This is a genomic window from Gemmobacter nanjingensis, assembly GCF_014652195.1.
Taxonomy (GTDB): Bacteria; Pseudomonadota; Alphaproteobacteria; order Rhodobacterales; family Rhodobacteraceae; genus Gemmobacter; species Gemmobacter caeni.
This window is the reverse complement of the sequence record NZ_BMYI01000015.1, coordinates 18,215-40,317: the sequence shown is the minus strand read 5'-3', so window position 1 is coordinate 40,317 and position 22,103 is coordinate 18,215. Positions and strand designations below refer to the sequence as shown.

20 protein-coding genes are annotated in these 22,103 nt (G+C 61.2%); 10 read left to right on the top strand and 10 right to left on the bottom strand.

The window, feature by feature from the left end:
* Positions 1-3: 3 nt before the first annotated feature.
* A complete protein-coding gene (locus IE126_RS19320) occupies positions 4-348 on the bottom strand; it encodes a MerR family transcriptional regulator (protein ID WP_161764220.1) in 345 nt (114 codons plus the stop codon).
* A gap of 375 nt (positions 349-723) precedes the next feature.
* Between IE126_RS19320 and IE126_RS19315 the strand changes: the two genes are divergently transcribed.
* The 10 genes from IE126_RS19315 (at position 724) to tnpC (ending at position 14,727) form a co-directional block, all read left to right on the top strand.
* Positions 724-1,593, top strand: coding sequence for a WYL domain-containing protein (locus IE126_RS19315; protein ID WP_189381907.1), 870 nt, complete (start codon positions 724-726; stop codon positions 1,591-1,593).
* 12 nt (positions 1,594-1,605) lie between these two features.
* The gene (locus IE126_RS19310; protein ID WP_189381906.1) at positions 1,606-4,350 is read left to right on the top strand and encodes a DUF499 domain-containing protein; all 2,745 of its coding nucleotides are present in this window, start codon (positions 1,606-1,608) and stop codon (positions 4,348-4,350) included.
* A complete protein-coding gene (locus tag IE126_RS19305; protein WP_189381905.1) occupies positions 4,350-5,339 on the top strand; it encodes a hypothetical protein in 990 nt (329 codons plus the stop codon). Before IE126_RS19310 ends, IE126_RS19305 begins: the two co-directional genes overlap by 1 nt.
* A 13-nt stretch (positions 5,340-5,352) precedes the next feature.
* On the top strand, positions 5,353-8,586 hold the full coding sequence (locus IE126_RS19300) for a DUF1156 domain-containing protein (RefSeq protein ID WP_189381904.1): 3,234 nt from the start codon (positions 5,353-5,355) through the stop codon (positions 8,584-8,586).
* A gap of 2 nt (positions 8,587-8,588) precedes the next feature.
* Entirely contained in the window at positions 8,589-9,089 is a 501-nt protein-coding gene (locus IE126_RS19295) for a hypothetical protein (protein WP_189381903.1), read from the top strand.
* Positions 9,089-11,860 carry a DEAD/DEAH box helicase gene (locus IE126_RS19290; RefSeq protein ID WP_229825674.1) on the top strand — a complete coding sequence of 924 codons (2,772 nt, stop codon included), beginning with the start codon at positions 9,089-9,091 and terminating at the stop codon, positions 11,858-11,860. The genes IE126_RS19295 and IE126_RS19290 overlap by 1 nt, the downstream gene beginning before the upstream one ends.
* Before the next feature lie 202 nt (positions 11,861-12,062).
* Complete coding sequence (locus IE126_RS19285; RefSeq protein ID WP_189381902.1) at positions 12,063-12,221, top strand: hypothetical protein; 159 nt, start codon at positions 12,063-12,065, stop codon at positions 12,219-12,221.
* Positions 12,222-12,250: 29 nt separating this feature from the next.
* Positions 12,251-12,667 carry an IS66-like element accessory protein TnpA gene (tnpA, locus tag IE126_RS19280; RefSeq protein ID WP_189381901.1) on the top strand — a complete coding sequence of 139 codons (417 nt, stop codon included), beginning with the start codon at positions 12,251-12,253 and terminating at the stop codon, positions 12,665-12,667.
* Complete coding sequence (tnpB, locus tag IE126_RS19275) at positions 12,664-13,014, top strand: IS66 family insertion sequence element accessory protein TnpB (RefSeq protein WP_189381900.1); 351 nt, start codon at positions 12,664-12,666, stop codon at positions 13,012-13,014. The genes tnpA and tnpB overlap by 4 nt, the downstream gene beginning before the upstream one ends.
* 60 nt (positions 13,015-13,074) lie before the next feature.
* Complete coding sequence (gene tnpC / locus IE126_RS19270) at positions 13,075-14,727, top strand: IS66 family transposase (protein WP_189381899.1); 1,653 nt, start codon at positions 13,075-13,077, stop codon at positions 14,725-14,727.
* A 7-nt stretch (positions 14,728-14,734) separates the two neighbouring features.
* Here tnpC and IE126_RS19265 read toward each other — a convergent pair whose 3' ends face one another.
* The 9 genes from IE126_RS19265 to IE126_RS19225 form a co-directional block, all read right to left on the bottom strand.
* Positions 14,735-14,881: a hypothetical protein gene (locus IE126_RS19265; protein WP_189381898.1), complete on the bottom strand. Its 147-nt coding sequence runs from the start codon at positions 14,879-14,881 to the stop codon at positions 14,735-14,737.
* Positions 14,878-15,552, bottom strand: coding sequence for a YcbK family protein (locus IE126_RS19260; protein ID WP_189381897.1), 675 nt, complete (start codon positions 15,550-15,552; stop codon positions 14,878-14,880). Before IE126_RS19260 ends, IE126_RS19265 begins: the two co-directional genes overlap by 4 nt.
* An 83-nt stretch (positions 15,553-15,635) precedes the next feature.
* Complete coding sequence (locus tag IE126_RS19255; RefSeq protein WP_161764038.1) at positions 15,636-15,926, bottom strand: DUF6127 family protein; 291 nt, start codon at positions 15,924-15,926, stop codon at positions 15,636-15,638.
* Complete coding sequence (locus IE126_RS19250) at positions 15,923-16,921, bottom strand: FscB (RefSeq protein ID WP_189381896.1); 999 nt, start codon at positions 16,919-16,921, stop codon at positions 15,923-15,925. The genes IE126_RS19255 and IE126_RS19250 overlap by 4 nt, the downstream gene beginning before the upstream one ends.
* Positions 16,918-17,784 (bottom strand): SPRY domain-containing protein, encoded by an 867-nt coding sequence (locus IE126_RS19245; protein WP_189381895.1) that lies wholly within the window; start codon positions 17,782-17,784, stop codon positions 16,918-16,920. Before IE126_RS19245 ends, IE126_RS19250 begins: the two co-directional genes overlap by 4 nt.
* Entirely contained in the window at positions 17,781-18,458 is a 678-nt protein-coding gene (locus tag IE126_RS19240) for a DUF2793 domain-containing protein (protein ID WP_189381894.1), read from the bottom strand. Before IE126_RS19240 ends, IE126_RS19245 begins: the two co-directional genes overlap by 4 nt.
* A gap of 51 nt (positions 18,459-18,509) precedes the next feature.
* Positions 18,510-21,644, bottom strand: a complete 3,135-nt coding sequence (locus IE126_RS19235; protein ID WP_189381893.1) for a phage tail protein — start codon at positions 21,642-21,644, stop codon at positions 18,510-18,512.
* Complete coding sequence (locus tag IE126_RS19230) at positions 21,634-21,852, bottom strand: hypothetical protein (RefSeq protein ID WP_189381892.1); 219 nt, start codon at positions 21,850-21,852, stop codon at positions 21,634-21,636. The genes IE126_RS19235 and IE126_RS19230 overlap by 11 nt, the downstream gene beginning before the upstream one ends.
* Entirely contained in the window at positions 21,849-22,097 is a 249-nt protein-coding gene (locus IE126_RS19225) for a hypothetical protein (RefSeq protein WP_089905543.1), read from the bottom strand. The genes IE126_RS19230 and IE126_RS19225 overlap by 4 nt, the downstream gene beginning before the upstream one ends.
* Between the last annotated feature and the right edge of the window lie 6 nt (positions 22,098-22,103).

Here is a 22,103-nt window from a genome sequence, read left to right as displayed (position 1 = left end):
GAATTATCCCTTCGAAACATAGGTCCTTAAGGCTGCAGCGATTTCGGCGACGACAGCATCAACATCGATGGCATCGGGCGCGATGTCAGGAGACACACGCAGCTCTACCCCACCGGATTGCACAATCGGCACCGCGTCGTCGAAAGCCATGAGCACCTTGATGGAAGCCGGCTTCATCCCCATCCTGTGAAGGGCGAGGTATCTTTGGGCCTTGATCAGGTGTTCTTCGCCATAAGCATCAGCCGCACGTCCCGTCTTGTTGGCGGGGGGCAGTATGCCCTCCGCGATGAGAAACCGGATCTGACGTGGTGCGGTGCCGATGCGTTCGGCCAGCTCTGCGAGCGTCATCACTCCCCCTAACGCGACATGAAATATGTCACGATCATCGCGGCGTCAAGTAACGCGACAAGAATTTTGACACGTTGATTGCGGATTAGCTAGACTCTATCGATCCACAACTGAAAGCTCGACGGGCGCTTAGCGGAACAATGATGTAGCTTTGCTCGCTCTGCACGGCAATTGGAGCCCAACTTCGGTCACAAAATGATGGAAGCGTCTGCTGCGCCCTATCCACTTGCTTGGTAATGCAATTCACCGCGCATCGCTCTGATCGTAGTGTAAGTTTGCGATTGATTGCGCTCCCTAGCTCAAGTAGCCTCAGGACAGGTCCAAAAAATGGGCGCGCATATTTTTCGTACGCATCCAACCAGGTAAGGGGACGCATTGGAAAGCGGCAGCGCGGAACTTCGTTGGGGCGTCGAGCAGCGGCTCGAGTTCATCGAGTTCCGTCTGTTCTGGGAGGGGCATGTGAACCGCAGCGATGTGATGGAGCAGTTCGGGCTGTCGGTGAACCAGGCGTCATCCGACCTGAATCGCTACATCGGCTTTGCTCCGGAGAACATGGTCTACGATAAGAGTGCGCGGACCTATGTCCGAGGGCCTAGGTTCAAGGCGCAGTTTATGCAGCCCGACGCAGGCCGATATCTTGCGCAGCTTCGGTCTTTGGCAGACGGACTACTGGATCCAGAGGATTCATGGATCGCTGTCCATCCCACTTTCGATGCGGCTCCAACCCCGGTTCGGGGCGTGAACCCCATGACACTTCGCTCGATTGTCGGTGCTATTCATCGGGCAGAGACAATCGAAGTGCAGTATCAATCGCTGTCGCGCCCAGAACCGATCTGGCGCTGGATTGCTCCGCATGCCATCGCGTTCGATGGCTTCCGCTGGCACACTCGTGCTTTCTGCCTGCTGGACAACTGTTTCAAGGATTTCCTTCTCTCAAGAATCCTCGACACTCGCGGCATTCAACCATCCCCATGCGGCAGCGCCGCGGACGAGGATTGGGCCGAGCAGGTCGATCTGGTAATCGGACCTCATCCGGATCTATCCGATACGCAACGCAGGGTTGTTGAATTGGATTATGGGATGAGTGGCGGCAGTGCCAAGATAACTGTACGGCGGGCGCTCCTGTATTACGCGCTGCGACGTCTCGGCCTCGATTCTCCGCCGGGCTCGCGAAAGCCGGAAGAACAACAAATTGTATTGCTGGCATCCAGCGCGGAAGTGCGCCGCGCTGAAACTGAAATGTGATGGGGGTGCTCTATGCTGGGGCTTAAACTACGCGGAGAATTTCTTGGCCGCCGCTTGCAGGGTACTGCGATTGAACTGTCCAACGACAGCAACACAGGCGCTACCCAAGTACCAGCCCAGAGCTTCCTGGAGATCACTTACCCCACCCTCGACCTACTGAAGGGCATTGACGCTGTGGGACCGGCGCAGGGACGGCCCGTCGTTGTGATCGGGGAGCGCGGCCTGGGTAAATCACACTTGATGGCCACCCTATACCACGCTGTGCACGATCCAGCTTCAACAAGGGCGTGGCTGAATAACTGGTCGGTCACCCTCAGCGATCCGAAGATCAGTTCGATACCACTCCGTGACGGTATGCTTGTGCTCGGTGAAAGCCTTCACCGTCACCGGTACAAATTCCTGTGGGACATGCTCTTTGAGCGCCACCCTCATGGCACCTACATCAAGGGAAAGTGGGAAGGCATGGGGTCCGCCAAGACCGACATCCCTTCAGATCAGCTTATTCTAGAGCTGTTGCGCCACACTCCGACCATGCTGTTGCTGGACGAGTTTCAAACTTGGTACGACAGCCTGACCAACACAAAGCAGTACCCTTGGAAGAACTGGGCGTTCAACTTCATCCAGATCCTTTCTGAAATTGCGAAGGAGCATCCAGAGCTTCTTGTCCTTGTCGTGTCCGTGCGAAACGGCACTAGCGACGCTTACCAGCAGATCCATCGGGTGAACCCGGTTCAGGTTGACTTTCGGGCGGGTGGCAGTCCTGACAGGATCCAAGTCGACCGCCGCAGAATGCTGCTGCATCGCTTGTTTGAGAACAGGCTTCAGATCACAGCGTCTGCGATCGAGAGCATCGTTGCGACACACGTCTCGGAGTTCATAAGGCTCACCAACGTGCCTGCCGCTGAGCAGGAGCGCAAGCAGCGCGATTTTCTCGATGCTTGGCCATTCGCGCCGCATCTCCTGCAACTACTCGAAGACCAAGTGTTGGTTGCAACTGATGCGCAGGAGACGCGAGACCTCATCCGCATTCTCGCAAACCTGTTCAAAAGCCGGGGGGATACGACCCCTGTCCTTACCTCTGCGGACTTCAAGCTCGACGATGATACTACTGGTATTGGTGCATTGCTTGACTCGGTCGCGAACCAACAGCACCGGTCCCTTCGGGACAAAGCGCTGCGAAATTTGACTTCTGTGGTCGAAGCCGTACCGGACCACACATCAAAAGCGCCCCACCTTCAGGAAATTGTCGGTGCTTTGTGGCTGCGGTCGATCGCCGTCGGCAACTTGGCTGGCGCTGACCCCGCGATCCTGCAGGCCGACATAACGAAAACCAATAAGGTGGACGACAACGCCTTCCAGGTTGAACTGGCAACCATAATCGAAAACAGCTTCAATATTCACCAGGACGGAACGCGGTTGGTCTTCAAAGAGGAAGAGAACCCGCAAGCCAAAGTCATGGCATCTGCCCGAAACGACAGGCTGTTCACTGACGGGGCAGATCTCGCCCAGCTCGCGAAGGAGGTTCGCTACGTCATCAGCGGAACCGAAGAGGTAGCGCGAAACTTCCGAGTGATCGCTTTGCCGCGCAGCTGGCAAACCGACCCGTGGACTGGTCTCGAGGAAAGTGAACACCCTGATCTATGGGACGACAGACTGCCTATCCTAGTTCTTCCCGAAGAACCCGACCGCTTGAATGAACGTCTTGGGCGTTGGGTCAAAGACCACATGCAAAAGCGCAGGAACACCGTGCGCTTCTTGCTGCCGCGCTCGGGCTTTACGAACGCATTCTACGACCGTGACCTGATCATCCTTGCGCGCGCAGAAATGAAAGCACGGGAGTGGGGCAACCAGAACGCTGAATATCGTAAACTTCACACAAAGTATCAAAGCGAACTGCGGGACATCTTGCGGAAGCGCTTCGACCGCTTTGCTGTGATGTACCGCTGGAACTTCTCTGATCCTTCAAAATGTGAGTTTCACGTTGAAGCCTTGCGAGAGCAAGGTTCAAAGATCCCCGACGCGATCGAGAATGCGTTGACGAACGATTTGTTCGTGCCGGAGGACTTCCAGGACCTTGTCCTTGATGCAGCGAACAGTAACAGCTCGGTTGGCAAGCTCTTGAAGGAGCTTCAGGAACCGCGACCCTCTGGCCAAGACTGCATCCCATGGCTTGGCGAAACTGCCATGAAGGAACGAATTGTCCGTCTGTGTGCCCGTGGAAAGATCGCGATTAACTTGCGGAGCATGGAGTACCTGCAGGCTCTCGCTGGGGAAGATGAAGATGCGGCTTGGAAACGTCTGAGACCAAAGTTGGCCTTCACTGGTCGTCAGCTGGATGAAGTTTTCCTTCTGCCCCCGTCTGCGGTTCCGTCGACTGGCGGCTCGACACCCGTGACACCTCCGACAACAGAACCTCCCACTGGTGGTCTCTTCGGCGGCGCCCCTCCGGCACCGACCCCTCCGGTTGGCGGGAACAATGGAGACCCGCCAGTCGCACCCGCCCCAGGTCCAACGTCCACACCGGGCGGGATCTTTGGAGGGGGGGCAGGAAGCGGTCGTACACCTTTCGCCAGCTCAGCAACCTCTCCTTTGAATCTTATCGGCAAAGTTGAGAGCTGGGGCATTGGGCCAGCAACGCCCGTCAAGGAAGTGACGATCAAGGTAACCGCAGCTACTGGCGCTCAGCTCAAGGAACTGCTCAAGAAGCTTCCTGACGGCATGACGTTCGAGCTTTCCTTGGACAAGGAGGGCAGCTGATGGCTTTGGATGCACAACAGTTGCTAGATCTGACCAAGTCTTCACCCGAAGAGGCTTGGCAGACCGTCATTGAACGCGCCTTGGAAGTCTGTGGCAGTCCGCTGAATGTCGCGAGTGCATTTGCAGAGGTCACAAGGCGCGACCGAGCTATCGGTGAGCTGGACCATTTCCTTTCGTCGGTGGCTTGGGATTTGTGGCGGGCCTTTGGGGATGTCGTCCCGCGGAACGCGGACAAGGTCAGCGAATGGTGGGGAAAACCATACAGCGCCAAAGCGGTGCTCGTTTTGGACGGCCTCAGCTTACGGGAACTGCCTTGGCTGATCGAGGAAGCGAAGGCGCGCGGCTTCGCGCTGCATACCACAACGGCTTACGCGGCCGAGATACCCAGTGAAACAAACGCCTTTGCCAAGGCGCTCGGGTTGAACAGCCGCAGTCAGCTGCAGAACAACGGCGGCGGCCTGCTTCACCGCCTCGCGCCTGCGAGGACCGAGTGTATCGATATGCCTTGGAAAGACTGTGCCGGGCTGATCGACGCCTCACCCAACTGGCTATTCTGGCACCAATGGCCTGACACAAAACTGCACGATGGCGCCGGTGCCGGCCAAGGTCTGGACGTGCTCACACGGGACATCGCGGCGCAGCTGACCAGCGATGATTTCTGGTCGTTCGTGGAGCGGCTGGCGACCGGTCGCCGCTTGGTGATCACCTCCGACCACGGCTATGCCGCAACTGGCTTGTTCTTCGACGCGGCCGACGAACAGGGCACCTTCCTGAAGAACGCCCTCAAGAGCGGCCGCCTCGCAGCTGGCGACCACGACCCGGGCCCGTTCGTTCCCCCGGTCGCGCTGCAGGCTGACAGCCCGCACGGCAAGCACCTGCTCGCCCTCGGCCGCTGGAAATGGAAAAGCCAAGGCGGCTATCCCACCCTCGCACATGGCGGCCTGTCCCTGCTCGAGATGCTCTGCCCGTTTGTTGAATTGACGAAGTAAGGAATTAACGCCCATGGCGACTAAGAAAGAACAGATTGCCCTAGAGGTCGCGCGTGCGGTAGGTGCCGGCAAAGCCGTCGCCATGGAGACCGTAGATTTCAGCGATCCGAACCGGCCCAAGACATGCCTTGAGGTTGATTTCCCGATCCTGCCCGTGAACCAGGTCGCGGTGATCGAAGGCAACGCGGGCAAACCGATCTATCAGATGTCGAAATGGTGGGCGCGGCGGCGGTCCAGCGTGTTCCGCTCGATGCTGATCGCAGCTGCCACGAAGGCGCCCGAGGATCCGTCCCTCGCGGCCAAGCTGGTCTGGGACAACTACTACGCCAACCACCAGAAGAAGGGCGCCTTCAAGCACCTCAAGGTCGCGGACATCTTCATGGGCGGCGGTACGACGCTCGTCGAGGGATCGCGCCTCGGCATGCAGATGTCGGGAAACGACCTTAACCCGGTGGCGTGGTTCGTGGTCAAGCAGGAGCTTGCAAATGTTGACCACGACGAAGTGAACGCCCTGTTGGCCGAGATCGAGGCCGAGGTGAAACCCCAAGTCATGCCCTTCTACTGTTGCGACGGCCTGAGCGGCGAGAAGGGTACATGGACGCACAAGCCCACGGGCCAGATGATGGGGGAGGACTTTGATCCGCTGTCCCTCAAGCCAGAGGAGCGGAAGGACTACAGCTACGAAGGGCCCGAGATCATCTACACCTTCTGGGCCAAGCACGGCCCCTGCCATGTGACGGGCTGCGGCCACCGTACGCCGATCATGACAAACCCGGTCATGGCGGTGAAGACTCTGACGGTGAAACACTGGCCGCACAAGTGCCGATCGTGCAGCGAGCGCTTTGACATCGAAGAGGCCGAGGCGCGTATGGCGCCGGACGTCCCGCTCTTTGTGGCGCCGGAAGAGAAGCCCTACTCGATCCTCGATCCGAAGGGCCGTGTGATCTGCCCGCATTGCGGTCACACTGAAATGGTGAAGCTGGACAACGGAAAGACCAAGAAGGTCGAGCTTTCGCTCCTGGTGCATCCTGAGTGGCTTGCGGGCAGTCCCGGAAAAGCGCCCGACGGCGGCATTTATGGAGGATCTGCGCAGGATGATGCGAGAACAACAGCTGCTTGGAATATGGAGCGTGCTGCTCACATTCGACTTCTAGAAGTCCGCGGCAAGCTGCCAGAGGCCGTTACGTGTCCAGAAACCAGAATCTCCTTCGCCACAGGAAAAGAAGGCGGCACAGTGCCGAAAAAGTCCAACTTTGCCTGCGGGAGCTGCGGGGCGGTCCAAGACACGCTTTCTTCGATTAGGCAGAGCAAAAAGACTGGACCGATTGCTGGGTATGCGATCCAAGCGTTCGACAAGCGTCTGTCTGAAATTGGCAATTCATACGGACCCAGATATTTCAAGGCATTCGATAGCAACCTTGCTCGTCAATTCAATGCAGCTTGCGACGAGTGGGAAGAAAGAAAGAACAAGGATTTGGCGGGGTTTTGGCCTCGTGAGGAAGTGCCATTCGGCTTCATGACCGCTCTGAACAATGGCGACATCAGAAAAGGTCACCAGATTACCCATTGGTCGCACATGTTTAACCCGCGTCAGCTTTTGACACACGCAATTCTCCTGAAGTTCTTGAAAGAAAAAATTAACAGCTCCGAATATTCTAGAATTACTGTAGAGTTCGTGATTGGAGCATTTCTTCAATTTGTAAGAAATCAGTCAATGATGTCCTTTTGGCATATCCAGAATGACACGCTAGCGCCCGCGCTTTCGAATAGCAACTTCCACCCAAAAGCAACAATGATCGAAGTGGGATCCTTTGCGCCTATGGGCTATGGGCCTTGGGGCTCCACTATTGGGGCCATTCACCGAAGCATGGATTTCTTTCGAGAACCTTGGGAGCTTGTCGCCCGAGATAATCTGGAGAGGAGCGGCATTTCAATTGCCGAAGAGATATCCGGGCGAAGCGAGAAAGTTGGCACAGGCGACCGAATCCTTGGTGATCAGGTTCATATATTCTGTTCATCATCCACGGATTTAGCACACATTCAAAGCTCAAGCTTGGACCTAGTGATTACTGATCCGCCATTTGGAGGGCTCCTTCACTACTCTGAACTGTCCGATTTTTTCTATGTATGGCTTCGCCTTATTTTGGGTGACACGTATCCAGACGTTTTCTCATCAGAAATGACTCCTAAGGCGCTGGAAGTTGTCGCCAACAAAGCAAGGGAGCCAGAGGATCCTGATGGATTCTACCAGCGCCTCCTTACTACGTGCTGGAGGGAGGCTCACAGGACATTGAAGCCTGGCGGCCTTCTATCTTTCACATTCCACCACAGCGCTGACGAACCGTGGGTGGCTGTTCTAGAGTCGCTATTTGAGGCTGGCTTCTATCTCGAGGCCGCATACCCAATTCGGTCAGATGAGACCCGTGGCGAAGGCTCAAAGCCGGGTACATTTGGCTCTCAGAAAATAGAGTATGACATAATCCATGTCTGTAGAAAGCGAACTGATGAACCTCAACCCGTAAGTTGGGCTCGAATGAGGAGGGAGGTGCTCGAGGATGTTAGGCAGCTCCAGGGCCTCCTTGAAAACCATGCCCGCCGTGGTCTGCCGGAAGCGGATATTCAGGTCATCCGGCGCGGAAAGGCGCTCGAGTATTTCTCGCAGCACTACGGGAAGGTCTTTGTAGACGAAGGTCGGCCGATCTCGGTGAAGGATGCGCTCGTCGGCATCAACCAGCTAATCGATGAAGACGCCAACAAGGCCTCCGAGCCGCCGCCGGTAACCGCAGAACCGATCACCCGCCAGTTCCTGCGCATCTTCGACGGGAAGACCGAGCTCGCCCGCGACCAGATGCAGAAGATGCTGCGCGGCTCTGGCATCGCCCCGGACGAATTCGAAACGCGGGGCTGGTGCCACGAGGACAAGAAGGTCTTCCACCTTGTCGACCCGCTGGCCTTTGCCCGCGATTGGCAGGGCAAGCATCGGCGGAAGCTGACGGCCGACCTCGACCAGGCCCTTGTCATGGTGGGTGCCTGCTATGACGGCAGCGGCATCAACGCGTCGGACACGCTGAAGAACGAGAACTTCAAGCCGCATCCGGCACTGAAAAGCCTACTCGAATGGCTGAGCAAGCGGGGACAGACCCAAACGATGCGCAATGCCGCGTCGCGGGCGCTGACGATCTACAACAACTGGGCCACAAGCAACAAAGACCAGGTGCGCCAGCTGTCGCTGTTCCAGGAGGACTGAGCATGAAGCAGCTTCTCGACAGCGTCTGGCAGCGGCGCGGCGTCAGCTGGATCTGGGAGAACGACGCATTCTCATCTATCGCCAAAGCTGGCGAGGTGTTCAGCTTGCGAGAAATGATCCGTGCTTCGAGGAACTGGCCGGATGACTTGCCCAGCAATGCCAGCAACACCTTGGTCGTTGCAGGTCTTGACGCCTGTCTCGACCTGATGACGCCAACCGATGCGGAGGCGTGGTTGGGCAACGAGCTGAAATCGACGATCTTGTCTTTCCAGGACGCATATTCCGGCGAAGCTGCACTCGTTTTTTGGCTACCTAATGGCCATAGACGGATTCATGTTGACCTTGCCACGGATGCTGTCCGCTGGCGCTGTGCCGCACCCTATTCCGATGAACAGATCGAGTTTGGTCGGGTGCTATGGGGGGAAGCTCGCCAATATCCGCAGGAGATCCTCCTCGCGCACGGTGGCAAGCCTGCCGGGCTCTTCCACCTCCGGATCACTTAATGATGGCGGCCGAGACCACCTACAGCCCGGGTGAGCGGATCACCCACAGTGACCACGGCGCAGGTGTCGTGCTTGAGACGCCGCGTGAAGGCTATCTTCGAGCGTTCTTCAGCGGCGGCGAGCGCCGAGTACCGCTTGGCAGCATCAAGAAGGAACGATCAAGGACCGAGCGCATCCTCAGTTCCGTTAAGGGGTCTGCTGAAAGGGCAAGGACTGTCTGGCTGTCTTACGAAGCCCATGCCCTACCCATAATGGAGAGTGCATCAGCGCTGACATCTGCGCGGATCGACTTGCTGCCCCATCAGGTTGTTCTGACCCACAGGATCGCGACAGCGTCGCCTCGCCGGTTCCTAATCGCTGATGAGGTTGGGCTGGGAAAGACCATTGAGACGGCTTTGATCTTGCGAGAGCTCGCCAGTCGGGGTGAGCTGAACCGTGCCTTGATGATCGTTCCGGCCGGACTCGTGAACAACTGGCATCGAGAATTGAACGAAGTATTCAATCTCGATTTCGAGGTCTTCGGTTCAGAGGGCGACATCACAGATCGGAAGACAAACGCTTTTGCAAAACATGACCGGCTGATCGCCAGCATTGATACCCTAAAGCGCCCGGCACGCATCAAGCGCCTGTTGGATGCGCCACGCTGGGACCTGGTGGTTTTCGACGAAGCGCATCACGTCACCGCACACCGTATCGGCGGCAAGGTGCGAAAGACTGAGAACTATAAGCTTGGCGAAGCGTTGAAAGGCCATGCACGCGACCTGCTTCTGCTTTCAGCAACCCCGCATCAAGGAAATCACTTCCAGTTTTGGATGCTGATCCAACTGCTGAACCCAACACTCTTCAGCAGCCCAGAAGACATGCTGGAGAACCGGCATCGTCTGAACACGGTGATGTTCCGCCGGACAAAAGCTGACGCGTGCAAGCCTGATGGCGAACCGCTGTTTGCCCGTCGCTGGGTACACACGGAGTCATTCCTGATGAGCGAGGAAGAACGGGGTTTCTACGAAAAACTGCGTGAATACCTCGAGGACGGCTTTGACCTGGCTAAGCGCAAAGGCAATCAAGGCCGCGCCCTCGGCTTCCTCATGGCAATCTTTCAGAAAATTGCAGCATCCAGTTTCGCGGCAGTTCGACGAACTTTGAAACGCCGGATGCTCATGTTGACCTTGTATGAAGCGCTGCTGAGAGATCGCGAACTCGACATCGAGGGACGCGAGCGCCTTTACGATGAAGCCCGAGAATTGATTCATATTGAATGGGGTCTGGGCAGAGATCCAATTTCGAGAAGCGAAGTCGACAGGGTGATGGCAGACCTGAAACATCGCCTAGCCAAAAAGCTTGACGAGGACGAGCTGGAGTTGGCGTCTGATCCTTACGGCAGCGAATTCGTGTCTTCGCATCTGGAAGATCTGGCATCCGCAGCGATTGACTTGCACCTTCCCGAAGAGCGTCTTCGAATTGCGGACTTGCTCAACAGTTTCCCAGCTCAGCGCGAAACCAAGGCTCAAAAGCTAATCGACGGCTTGGGTGTGCTCTGGCGACAAAACCCCAATGAAAAGATCGTGATTTTTGCCACGTATCTTGGCACTGTCGATCTGATCGCAAAGGAAATTGAAGCGGTTTATCCAGGTCAAGGGGTGGCTGTGTTGCGAGGAGGCGACCACGGCGCAAAGGTTGCAGCGGAGCGCCGATTCAAGCAAAAGGATGGGCCGAGGGTCCTCGTTTGCACAGCAGCCGGCCGAGAAGGGATAAATCTTCAGTTTGCGCGTATCCTGTTCAATTTCGACCTGCCCTGGAATCCGATGGATATGGAGCAAAGAATTGGACGCATCCATCGTTACGGTCAAAACCACACGGCACAAGTCTACAATCTTGTTCTTTCTGATACGATTGAAGGCAGGATTTTCCTGTTGTTAGACGACAAGCTTACGGAGATTGCCCGCACCCTTGGCAAAGTCGACGATCAAGGGAATGTCGCCGAAGATCTCCGGTCACAGATCCTTGGACAGCTTTCGGAGCGCCTAAACTATGATCGTCTGTATCAAGAAGCGCTTGGTGATCCAGAACTGAAGCGGACAGCGGTTGAACTTGAGGCAGCGCTATCGAATGCCCGTGAGGCACGCGAAGTTGTGTTTGACCTTTTCCAAGACCTGGATGGTTTCAGCTTGGACGACTATAGGCCATTCTCGGATGTTTCTTCCGGTATGGGGCGTCTGGTTGAGTTCCTGTCCTCAGCAGTAAGCGATCAGAATTTGCGAGTGGTCAAGATTGATGATCGAACTGTCGATCTAATCAGCTCCGAAGGCAGCTTGAGAAAAAGGTTTACACTCGACCGAGATACTGCCACTGAAAATGACAAATGCGATCTAATGGGACTTGATCACCCGTTGCTCCAGGAAGAGCTGGGTCGATGGCGCAGCGTTGCTCCCGAGTCCTTGGGCGTCGCCCTTGAAGGCAGCGGTTATGGGCCAGCAGTCCTTACTATCTGGATGATCGAAACGTCAAATAGCGCTGGGGAGCACAGGTCCACAATCCAAGCAATCGCCTTGAATCTTGAAGGCAACAGATTACCGGCAGCTGAACGTCAATTGGAAATTGTGCTCCGATCAAATCCAACTGGCGCAATGCTTTCGGCTGAAAAGAGGATTGATTTGTTTGCTCAGCATGTGGAACCGACTTTACAGCGGGAGCTGAAGCACAAAGGTGCCGCTGCGGGTGAAGGTAGCTATTCGGCTGAGTTGATTGGGTACATCGAGCTCGTTTCATAGCGCTGATTGCAAAGTGTTCGGCAATGTTTACCCACCGAGCTTGCAGGATTATTTCTGACACACCCGCGCTTGGTCGCGCAAAACCGCATAGTCACCAAGCATGCGGGCGATGACGGCGCCTTCTGGCAACGCCTCGACCTCGTTGGCCGCGCGCGCCTGCTCGGCGCCGGTGTACTCGACTACGGGCGGACAGGGAGATTGGGTGTCAGAACCGACCATCTCGCAGCCGGTCAGCCAGAGCATCGCGATCAGGAGGGCGGCGGGAGGCGGCGTCGAGCATCTGGCGGTGGATGGCATCGTTTCTCTCTCGGGCATCAAGGCGTTCGGCCGTATGCCTCCGGCGGGGGCCGTCTTTCTGTGATGGCTAAATGAGTTGTAGGTGGTGTCCTTATGGACGACCACGAGTACACCAGCCGTATTGAAGTTCTTCGCGTTGTTGACACGGGGCGCCGTCGTCGATGGACCGATGAAGAGAAGCTGCGCATTGTCGCGGAGAGCCATTGTGCGGGCGCAAATCTTTCAGACGTGGCGCGTCGTCACGAGATTTCGCGGGCGCAGCTTTACGAGTGGCGTTACCGGCACAGGCTTGGGCTGCTTGTCGGGGGGCCTTCATCGTTTACGCAACTGACTTGCACGCCTGAGCGCGACCATGCGGAGGAGCCCCCTGTTTTCGGCATGACCGTTGGAACTGCGGCACCTGCTGCGCTGACGGTGGAGCTTGGAGGCCGCTACCGTGTGACCATTCCGTCCGACTTCGACATGGAGGCCGCCGCGCGGTTGCTTAACGGCCTGAAGGTGACGAGATGATTGCCTTCCCGGCGGGGGTGAAGGTCTGGATCGCCGGTGGCGTGACGGACATGCGGTGCGGGATGAACAGCTTGGCGCTGAAGGTTCAGCAGGGGCTCGGGCGCGATCCGCATGGCGGCGAGATTTTCTGCTTCCGTGGGCGCCAGGGCGATCTCATCAAGGTGCTGTGGCACGACGGGGTCGGCATGTCGCTGTATCTGAAGCGGCTCGAGGCGGGGAAGTTCATCTGGCCGGTGAGCCAGAGCGGGGCGGCTGTTTCGGTCTCGGCAGCGCAGCTCGGCTACCTTCTGGAAGGGATCGACTGGCGCAATCCGCGCTGGACCCAAAGGCCGGCTTCGGCTGGATAGTTCTGCATAAATCTCCTTGTTTTATTGGACTTTTCGTACGGCTTCCGGTAGGTTTCCGGCATGCTGGAGATCACCCCGGATATCGCTGAACTGCGTGCCGCCCTCGCTGCAGCAGAGGCTCGCGCGAGGGCTGCGGAAGAGGCCCTGGCAGCAAGCAAATCCGAGCTTGCGGACGCAAAGGCCGTCGTTTCCGCCTCTGATGCGATGATCCGGCATTTGCAGCTCCAGATCGCCAAACTCCGCCGTGATCAGTTCGGCCACAGCGCCGAACGCCATGCCCGGCTGATCGAACAACTCGAGATGCAGCTCGAGGATCTGGAGACCGACCTTGGGCAGGATCGGGCAAAGACGGATGCCGCCGTGTCGAAGACCACCGTTGCGGCTTTCGAACGTCGCCGGCCCGCTCGCAAGCCGTTTCCGGATCATCTGCCGCGCGAGCGCGTGGTGGTCGAAGCCCCGACCTCCTGCACCTGTTGCGGATCGGGGCGCATCGTGAAGATGGGGGAAGACATCACCGAGACGCTGGAGGTCATTCCCCGGCAGTGGAAGGTGATCCAGACCGTCCGCGAGAAGTTCACCTGTCGGGAGTGCGAGAAGATCAGCCAGCCACCAGCCCCTTTCCACCCCACGCCCCGCGGATGGGCGGGTCCCAACCTGCTGGCCATGGTGCTCTTCGAGAAGTTCGGGCAGCACCAGCCCCTGAACCGGCAAGCGGAGCGTTATGCCAAGGAGGGCGTCGAGATCAGCCTTTCCACTCTGGCCGACCAGGTTGGCGCTTGTGCCATGGCGTTACAGCCGATCCACGATCTGATCCGCGCCCATGTTCTCGGCGCCGAACGATTGCACGCTGATGACACGACCGTGCCGCTTATGGCCAAGGGTGGGACGCAGACAGCCCGGCTCTGGACCTATCTGCGCGACGACCGCCCCTTTGCAGGCGGGGCACCACCGGCGGCGCTTTATTCCTTCTCGACCGACCGAAGGATGGAGCATCCGACCCGGCATCTGGCGGGCTGGACCGGCATCCTGCAAGCCGACGCCTATGGCGGATACAACGGCGTTTACGATGCAGCCCGCAAACCCGCGCCGGTGCTGAGCGCGCTCTGCTGGAGCCACGCCCGGCGGAAGTTCTTCGAACTGGCCGACATCAAGGCCACCGCCAAGAAGGGCAGATCGGTCGCCGAAGAGATCTCGCCCATCGCGCTGGAAGCCGTCAAACGCATCGACGCCATCTTCGATGTCGAACGCGAGATCACCGGCCTGACCGCCGAGGTCCGCCATGACGCCCGTCAGCGCCTCGTGCGCCCGATGGTCGAGGACTTGCATGACTGGATGCGGGCTGAGCGCGCCCGGATGTCGAAGCACAACCCCGTCGCCAAGGCCATCAACTACATGTTCGAGGAAGAGGGCCGCTGGGACGCCTTCACCCGCTTTCTCGACGACGGCCGCATCTGCCTGACGAACAACGCAGCCGAACGAGCCCTGCGCGGGATCGCCCTTGGCCGGAAGGCATGGCTCTTCGCCGGTTCGCCCCGCGGCGGCGAACGCGCCGCATTCATGTATTCCCTCATCGTCACCGCCAAGATGAACGACGTCGACCCTCAGGCCTGGCTCGCAGATGTTCTTGCAAGACTGCCGGACATGACCCTCTCACGCTTGCCGGAACTCCTTCCCTGGAACTGGCAGCGCGGTCTGATCGTCAAAGCCGCATAACCGCGGCCTACGCCGGATGGTTACGTTCGGCCGCGCGCCCGGCGTGTTCACCGGCGCGCCGCAGGTTCAGGAAGAAGAGCAGGATCGCTGCGGCGGTGAGGGCTGGGCCCAGCACTTTTCGCGCCGGGCCATGGGTCAGAAACCAGCCGATCACCGCTGGCCCCGGTTCCAGTCGTCGAGCCGCGCGTGGATGGTGACTGCGATGCCGATCACGGCGATGGCGATAAGCACCCATCGCAGCGTGTCGAGATAAGGCACCAGCGGCTGGATCGTGGACTGGGTCTCGATGAGGACGTCCTGCAGCACCTCCACCCCGGCCGCGCCAACGGTGGCTGCACCGGCCGCCCCACCGCCGCGGAGCGTCCGGCTCTCCGACAGGACCTCGCGCGCAGGCGGCAGTTCCGGTGCAAACGGTACCGGCCGCACTGGGAAAGGATCGCCCCAGGACCGGGCGGGCCCGAGGTCGATGTGCATGAAGCCCGAGCGGGGGTAATAGCCGAAGCCGAGGAACCCGACCCCCCGCGCCGCCGCCTCGAAAGCGACCGGATCGTGGTTCGCCATGGCAATGTCGAAGGCGGTGCCCTGCATGTGCTTCGAGGCGGGGGCGCCGCCGACAGCGCGGTTGTGTTCCGGGCTGCGATAGGCGGATCGGACGATCATCGGCTTGCGCAGCCGGTCGCGCAGGGCCTGCAGCTTGTCCATCGCCTCGGTGTTGATCCTGATCGCGCCGGTGCCGCGGCAGGCGATTTCGGCGGGCGAGAAGCTGGGCCACCGCCACGCCTTCTCGGGAACGTCGCGCCAGGTGGGGAAAGACAGGGTCGGCATGGTGGGGTCCTCCAAATGGAAAAACCCGCCGAGGGGCGGGGCGGGGTGGTCGTGTTGATGTTGAAATCGGTAGCGCTTTCCCGTCAGGGCGCGCTGCCGAAGATCTTCAGCTTCAGCGCAATCCCGGCCAGCAGCGCCAGGATCACACCGGTGGTGATGAGGTGGACCGCGCTCTGGACGGCCGTGCGGCGGACGAAGCGGATGGCATCGAGCAGTGCGCGGAGGTCGCGGATATCGAGGGCGGCTTCCTTGCCATCGAGGCCGACATCGGCCAGCGCGCGCTTCGCCCCCTCTTCGGCTGCCCGCGCGAGGAGTTCCTCGAATTCGGCATCCGGCATGCGGACATGGCCTTCTCCGGAACGGCGCGGGCTCATGCGGAGAGGATCCCGACTTCGGCAGGCAGGGTCACACTTGTCCAAGCGCTGCCGTCGGTGGGGTTCAGCGCCCAGGTGGAATAGACACCTCGCGGCGCAAGAGACGGTACGGTGATCGGGGCCGCATCATGATTGACCCCGCCCATGCGCAGGAAACCAGCCACCGCCTGCGGCCCCGCCGTCCCTGCCTGTGCGACCTGCTTCACATGCACGCCCGCGATGGCAGCGACCGCCGCGGGCCCGGTTGGCCCGGTCAGCGAGAAGGAGAGCCGCTGCCCCGCCGCGTTGCTGGAAACCCGCGTGCCTACATCCTCGTCCTTCAGGGCATCGATGCTGCCCGCCATCTGGCTGAAGGTCGCGATGGCATTGGGTGTGCGTCGCACGAAGCGCCGCCCGATGGTTGGCACCCCATCCAGCACCGCGAAATGCGCATAGTACCAGGTGCGCGTCGTGCTGGTGCCGTGCAGACCGGTGTTGGCAAAGACGATCTGCACCGGCTTGCCCTTGCCTTGCGTGTTGGCGGCCGTGGCAGAACTCTGCAGCACGCCATCGACGTAGAAGTCGATGGTGATGCTCGTTCCGACCGAAACCCGCACGTCGATCCACTGCGGTTGGCCGTTGGACGCGGTGTAGCTGGACCCACCCTGGACAGTTGTGTCCCCCCTGGCGATGGCATGGTATCGCTTGGTGCTGGACAGGGGCTGGACCTGCGCGATGCGGACCTGGCTGGCGTCATAGATGTCGAGGAAGTTCGCCGTCGCCTCTGTGATGTTCTCGGAGTCGGCGTTGGGTGGCACATAGCGAAAGCCCAGCCAAAGATCGCCCACGGGCGGCGTGAATGCGACCGAAAAAGGGGCCGCATATGTGCGCGATCCGATGAAGCGAACACCATTGATGTCGAGGTTGGCGTCGAAGCCGCCAGCGACGGTACTGAGCATCCCGGCGATGCCCGAGACGTCGGTCGGCTGGTGGCCGAGATGCAGGATGTAGCTCATGGCAGTTCCACTTCGATGTAGAGGTTGGCTTGGGTCCAGGTGGCACCGCGACCTCCACCGTGCTCCAGGAAAAGCGCGGCATCAGCGGCGGTGAGATGCGGCCCGCCGCCCCGGCTGATCCACAAGGACGCGCCCGCGACGCTGAGGCCGCCGCCCCAGCCGATCTCGAGAAAGGTAGCGGCTTCGAAGAAGCGCAGATCGGGATCGAGATATCCGAGTGCCGTCACGCCCGGGGGCACGGGGTAGCTGAACTGGGAGGGCAGCGAGCGGATCGTGCCGCCGTCGCCGGGGTTCCGTCCCTGCACTTGCGGGTAAAAGGCGGGGCTTCCGCCTGCGGTCCAGGTCGCGACACCGCTGACGGGATCGTCGCGCCAGATACCGTTCTTGCCGATCCAGAGGCCTCCGAGGGCGGGATCGAGGACGAACATCAGCACATCGCCCGCGCCGAAGGTGGGGAGACCCGTCAGGCGCTGTTCGGCCGTCGCAGTCGGGGAGGACCAGAGCGCCCCGGTGCCGCGCCAGCCGATCGAGCCTAGCGTGATCGGGTTGAGGCCGACGTTGAACTCCTCGCGCTGCGCGGCCGCGACGACGCCCATGTAGCCGTCGAAGGTTGCGGCACCCGGGGCGCAAAGGACCTCCCAATAGCGCCGCCCGTCTGTCGGCAGGATCGCCTTGGCGGTCGGCACCCAGCGCATGTAGTTGGTGCCGCCCGAGATGTTCACGGCGGTCTGATTGCCGTCGGATAGGGTGTAGCCCGGAGGGCGTCGGGTGCTGTCGAGCTGCCAGACCGCGCCGATATCGACTGGGGGTGCGGCATCCCCACCTTGGGCGAGGATGGCGCCGCGCATCATCAGAAGGCTCATGCGACGGCTCCTGCCAGCGCACCCTGGATGATCCATGCATCCGCCCCGCGCTTCACGAGAGCGGCCCCCGACCATTGGCCATCGAGGGCGACCGATCCACCGACTACGCCATTGAGCGACACTCCTGTTGCGGCCAGGACGGTCGCGACCCCAGCACCGACCTGTGTCACGTTGATCAGCGCACCGATCTCGAAGGGAACGGTGGTCTCGGGTGGAATGGTCACCGTGACAGCCGAGGAACCTGTGGTCTCGAGGATGCTGCCAAGATCGACGGCTTCCAACGTGTGGCTGATGGCAGTCAGGGTGCGGATCCGCACGATGCCTGGGCGCGGCACCTCGACCCATGCCCCGGCCGTGAAGCGCACATGCCGCGCCTCATCGGCGATCCAGACCTGCCAGCCCTCCTGCGGGGTCAGGTAGACCCAAGCCGCTGCCCCGGCGGGCGACTGGTCCCAGAGCGCCAGCGCATTGGCATTGGTCCCGGCTGCGGCAGGCACGATCAGCATCTGGCCCGCGCTGCCGGTGGTGGGCAGCGGCGTGGTGCGGGATGTGACGCGGGCCTGCACAAGGGCTGAAAGGCGGCGCAGGTCTTCGCTGAGGCTGGTACCCCAGTTGCGCTGGCCGGGATCGTAGAAGGCGCGCAGCCCCAATCCCGGCATGATCCGTTCCGGCATGCTCGTCCTCGTTCATGATGTTGGTGGGTTTGATGGCCGGGATGGCTAGGGTCAGGTGCCCCAGAGGAAACCCCAGCCGCGGTCCCATCCGGCAGCGAAGGGCGCCGTCAGCCGAAACCAGCGCGCCTCGCGATCGGTGACCCAGCTGCCCTCGACCAGACGCCGGGACCGCACGGCCAATTCGATCTCGGCCGTGCGATCCGGGGCGCCCAACTCGGGAATGGCTTCGGGTGCGAGGGTCCAGCTGGCAGCGGTCCCTGCATCGATCAGCACGCCCGCAGGCAAGATGGCGGCACCCGTGTCCGGATCCACCCAGCGCACTTCGATGATGTAGCCGACACCCGGTTCGGGGCCGATCGACGCGCCTGTGTGGTCGACGATCACGGGGCTGGTCTGGGTCAACCGGTCACGATGGGTCCAGGTCAGGGCGAGTGAGCCAGTGACTAGCGCATCGAGATTCGGGGCGAAGCTGCCGTTCCCTTGCACACGCCCGGGCGGCAGGGGCCGGATGGCACGACGGTCGAGCGTCACGCTGTCCTCGGGGGCCAGCGCGAAGGCCAGTGTGCCGCGCCCGGTCTCGGGGAGAAGCCGTGCCGCCAGCGTCTCACCCGCGGCCCAAGCATCCTCGGTGATCCGCGCCACCTCGTCGAAGAAGATGACCGCCGTGCCCGAGGCATGCGCGCGCGGGACGGTGTCGAGGCATCCCCGTCCGACGGTGATCGTGGTCGACGTGATCCCATCGACGCGGACCAGCTCGCCGCCGATGCTGGCCAGTGTGCCAATCTCGACCTCGCCGATGTCGCGCCAGGCGGTCACCGGGATCACACGCGCCTCCGGGCTTTCGATCACATCGGCGGCCAGCAGCGCCGTTGGCGCGAAGGCGACCACGCCCTCCTGCGCGGGTCCGGTGCCGGGGTCGATCCAGAGCTGGGCAGCCAGCGCATCGGCGCTGGGGCGTTCGCCGGTCGCAACCAGCGCGCCTGCATCTGGATCCTCGGCGAGGCGGCGGTCGGCCTCGCTGTGGCCAAGCTCACGGACGAGAAGCCAGTATGGGGCTTCCTCGACCATGCGCCGCGCGAGGGCTCTTGGCGGGGCGGCGACACCGGTGCCGGTCGGCATGCGGCCGCCCGCGATAGCGGTGGCGCCCAGCGCGAAGACATCCTCGGCGATCTTGAGCCGGATGCCATTGTCGCGGCCGTCGCCCTGGCCGATCTCGGAGATGCGCACCACCAAGTCATCAAGACCCAGCCGCGTCGAACGCAGACGGATCACATCGCCGGGCCCGAGGTCCGCTCCCTCGCGGTTGACGACGATCTCACCGGTCAGGAGCGGCGCCGACAGCGCGCGCAGGTCACGCTCAGCCACACGCACGGCGAGCCCCTGGTAGCGGATGCCGGGATAGTCGAGCGTGGTGGCCAGCACCTCGCCCATGGCCTGTACACGGGCCGTGTCGGTCACGCTGACCGCGCCGGTGTCGTCGGTCCAGGCATCTGTGAAACGTACTGTCACTGAGTTCACCAGATCGGATGGTGATCGGCGGCCGAGGCGGCCCCAGTCGACGACATTCGTCTCATCGAACAGCGGCAGCGATGTGGCGGCGTAATCCGCCCGGATCAGCTTCAGCTCCCAGAGCCCGGTGCGCCGGTCGATGAAGAGCGTGGCGTCGATATGGTCGAGGACGCTGGCGATGAACTCCTCGATGGACGAGTCCTGCTGCCAGATCAGCGACAGGCCGAAGCCCTCGGTATAGAGCGCATCCGCAGCGGCCGTGAAACTCGCCCCGATCTCGACCGAGGAATAGCCAAGGCCCCAGTCGCGGTTGGTCAGGCATTCCCGGATGATATGGGCCGGGTTCATGTCCGGGCCGTTGCCGAAGGCGCCGCGCAGGGAGGCGACCAGCGCCTGGGGGTTGCCGGGCGGGATCACCGGCACGCCGTCCACGGGCGTGTTGTCGATGCGCCCGGTATAGGACGTGTCGGCCAGCGCGATGTTGAAGCCGAAGATGTCGGCAGGCGGCAGGGTGCGGATGATCGCGAGCGCCGCATCGACCGAGGAGACCGGTGCGGGATCGCCATCGGTCACGAAGATCACGATCCGGCGCTTCGATCCGCCGCCCGCAAAGAAGGCGCTGGCTTCCGCAAAGGCCGCGTTGAAGCTGGTGCCGCCGTTGGTGAAGTTCGAGAGCCCGAGCATCCAGGTCTCGAGCGCGGCATAGTCAGCAGGTCCCATGTTGCGGCGTTCGATCGATGCCGCAACGGCCACGTTCCAGAGAACGATGCGGATATCGTTCGGCCGGTCGGGGTCCACGCCCGCCGCGATCTCGCGGATGAGGGCCGCGACCCCTGCCTTCTGTGCCGACATCCGTGTGCCCGACATGGAGCCTGAGACGTCGAGGGCGATGTAGATCGCTGCATCCGAGATGTTGGCCTCGGGCACGATGGCCGCCTTCTCGGGATACCATTGCGCCGCCCCTGCCTCGCCGGTCAGCACGCGGGTCACGCGCACGGCCCAAGGCTTCAGATAGGGGTTGATGCCGAGATAGACTTGCCGCAGCACGAGGCTGCAGAGGCCGCGATAGGCGGGCACGTCCCCGCCCATGCGTGCGGCGAGATAGTCGTTCGCCCCCTGGCCCGGCCCGCCCATCAGCACATCGACATCGCCGCGGATGCCGCCCTCGCGGCTCTCTCCGCCGAAGAGGTCGGGCTTGTCCATCCGGATGCGCCCGCCACCGGCACCGGCACTGCTGGCGCCGGTGGTCGCCTCGAACACCTCGACAATCTGGGCGGCGAAGCTCAGGGCCTCCGGCAGGACAGTCCAGCGGGTGATGTTGGTCGCGGCGTCAAAGGTGACGGCTTGAAGGGTGATCGTCTGGCTCGACCCGTCGGCGAGGGCGAGGCGGTAGTCCTGCCCGATGCGCACGCCTGCCCGGGTGCCCGGGAAGCTGATGGTTGCGCCGCTGTCGCCTGCAAGTGCCACTGTGGCGGCCATGCCAGTGACCGTGCCGATGCACGTCTCGACCGCAGCGCCGCCGCCTCCGAAAGAACCCCCGCCAGTCGTGACAGACCAGGCAGTGCGGCGGTCGACAAGAATCTCGCGGATGGCATCGACCGGCCCATGGCAGAGGGCCAGGTGGACCCCAAGCGAATAGCGATAGCCGACGGTCTGGGCCTTGCTCCTACCGCCCATCGTCTGCCTCCCGCGCCGCCGTCTCTCGCAGTTCGGTCTGCAGGATCACCGGTTCGACCAGCGCATCGCCCGTGGCGCGCAAGGTGTCCGCCTCGATGCCGCTGTCCAGAAACGCCTGCCAGTCCAGCCCATGGCGCCGAAACCATGGCCTCACGCCTGCAAGGCAGTAGCGCGCCGCGCGCAGATCCTGAATCGTCACGCGGGTCACTTCTTGCCGCCTTTCTTCTTGATGGGATCGACCTTCAGATCGCCTGCCCAGACGACATTTGGGCCGGTGATCAGGACGGTGCCGAAGACGACCGGGATCGGACGCCCTTCCTCGGCCGTCGGCAGCGTGAAATCGTCGAGCCCCGCCGCCTGGGGCTTCTCGACCTTGGGCCGCGGGCTCAGCGCATAGGAAATCGCCGAGAGCACGAGCCCGAGGACGAGCCGTGCGATAAAGGTCCAGACCATTTGGGA

Coding starts and splice junctions, on each gene's coding strand:
- IE126_RS19255 (WP_161764038.1), bottom strand. CDS start 15,926: ATGAGCCCGCGCCGTTCCGGAGAAGGCCATGTCCGCATGCCGGATGCC.
- tnpB (WP_189381900.1), top strand. CDS start 12,664: ATGATTGCCTTCCCGGCGGGGGTGAAGGTCTGGATCGCCGGTGGCGTG.
- tnpC (WP_189381899.1), top strand. CDS start 13,075: ATGCTGGAGATCACCCCGGATATCGCTGAACTGCGTGCCGCCCTCGCT.
- IE126_RS19310 (WP_189381906.1), top strand. CDS start 1,606: ATGCTGGGGCTTAAACTACGCGGAGAATTTCTTGGCCGCCGCTTGCAG.
- IE126_RS19300 (WP_189381904.1), top strand. CDS start 5,353: ATGGCGACTAAGAAAGAACAGATTGCCCTAGAGGTCGCGCGTGCGGTA.
- IE126_RS19295 (WP_189381903.1), top strand. CDS start 8,589: ATGAAGCAGCTTCTCGACAGCGTCTGGCAGCGGCGCGGCGTCAGCTGG.
- IE126_RS19250 (WP_189381896.1), bottom strand. CDS start 16,921: ATGAGCTACATCCTGCATCTCGGCCACCAGCCGACCGACGTCTCGGGC.
- IE126_RS19225 (WP_089905543.1), bottom strand. CDS start 22,097: ATGGTCTGGACCTTTATCGCACGGCTCGTCCTCGGGCTCGTGCTCTCG.
- IE126_RS19260 (WP_189381897.1), bottom strand. CDS start 15,552: ATGCCGACCCTGTCTTTCCCCACCTGGCGCGACGTTCCCGAGAAGGCG.
- IE126_RS19320 (WP_161764220.1), bottom strand. CDS start 348: ATGACGCTCGCAGAGCTGGCCGAACGCATCGGCACCGCACCACGTCAG.
- IE126_RS19240 (WP_189381894.1), bottom strand. CDS start 18,458: ATGCCGGAACGGATCATGCCGGGATTGGGGCTGCGCGCCTTCTACGAT.
- IE126_RS19305 (WP_189381905.1), top strand. CDS start 4,350: ATGGCTTTGGATGCACAACAGTTGCTAGATCTGACCAAGTCTTCACCC.
- IE126_RS19290 (WP_229825674.1), top strand. CDS start 9,089: ATGATGGCGGCCGAGACCACCTACAGCCCGGGTGAGCGGATCACCCAC.
- IE126_RS19235 (WP_189381893.1), bottom strand. CDS start 21,644: ATGGGCGGTAGGAGCAAGGCCCAGACCGTCGGCTATCGCTATTCGCTT.
- IE126_RS19245 (WP_189381895.1), bottom strand. CDS start 17,784: ATGAGCCTTCTGATGATGCGCGGCGCCATCCTCGCCCAAGGTGGGGAT.
- tnpA (WP_189381901.1), top strand. CDS start 12,251: ATGGACGACCACGAGTACACCAGCCGTATTGAAGTTCTTCGCGTTGTT.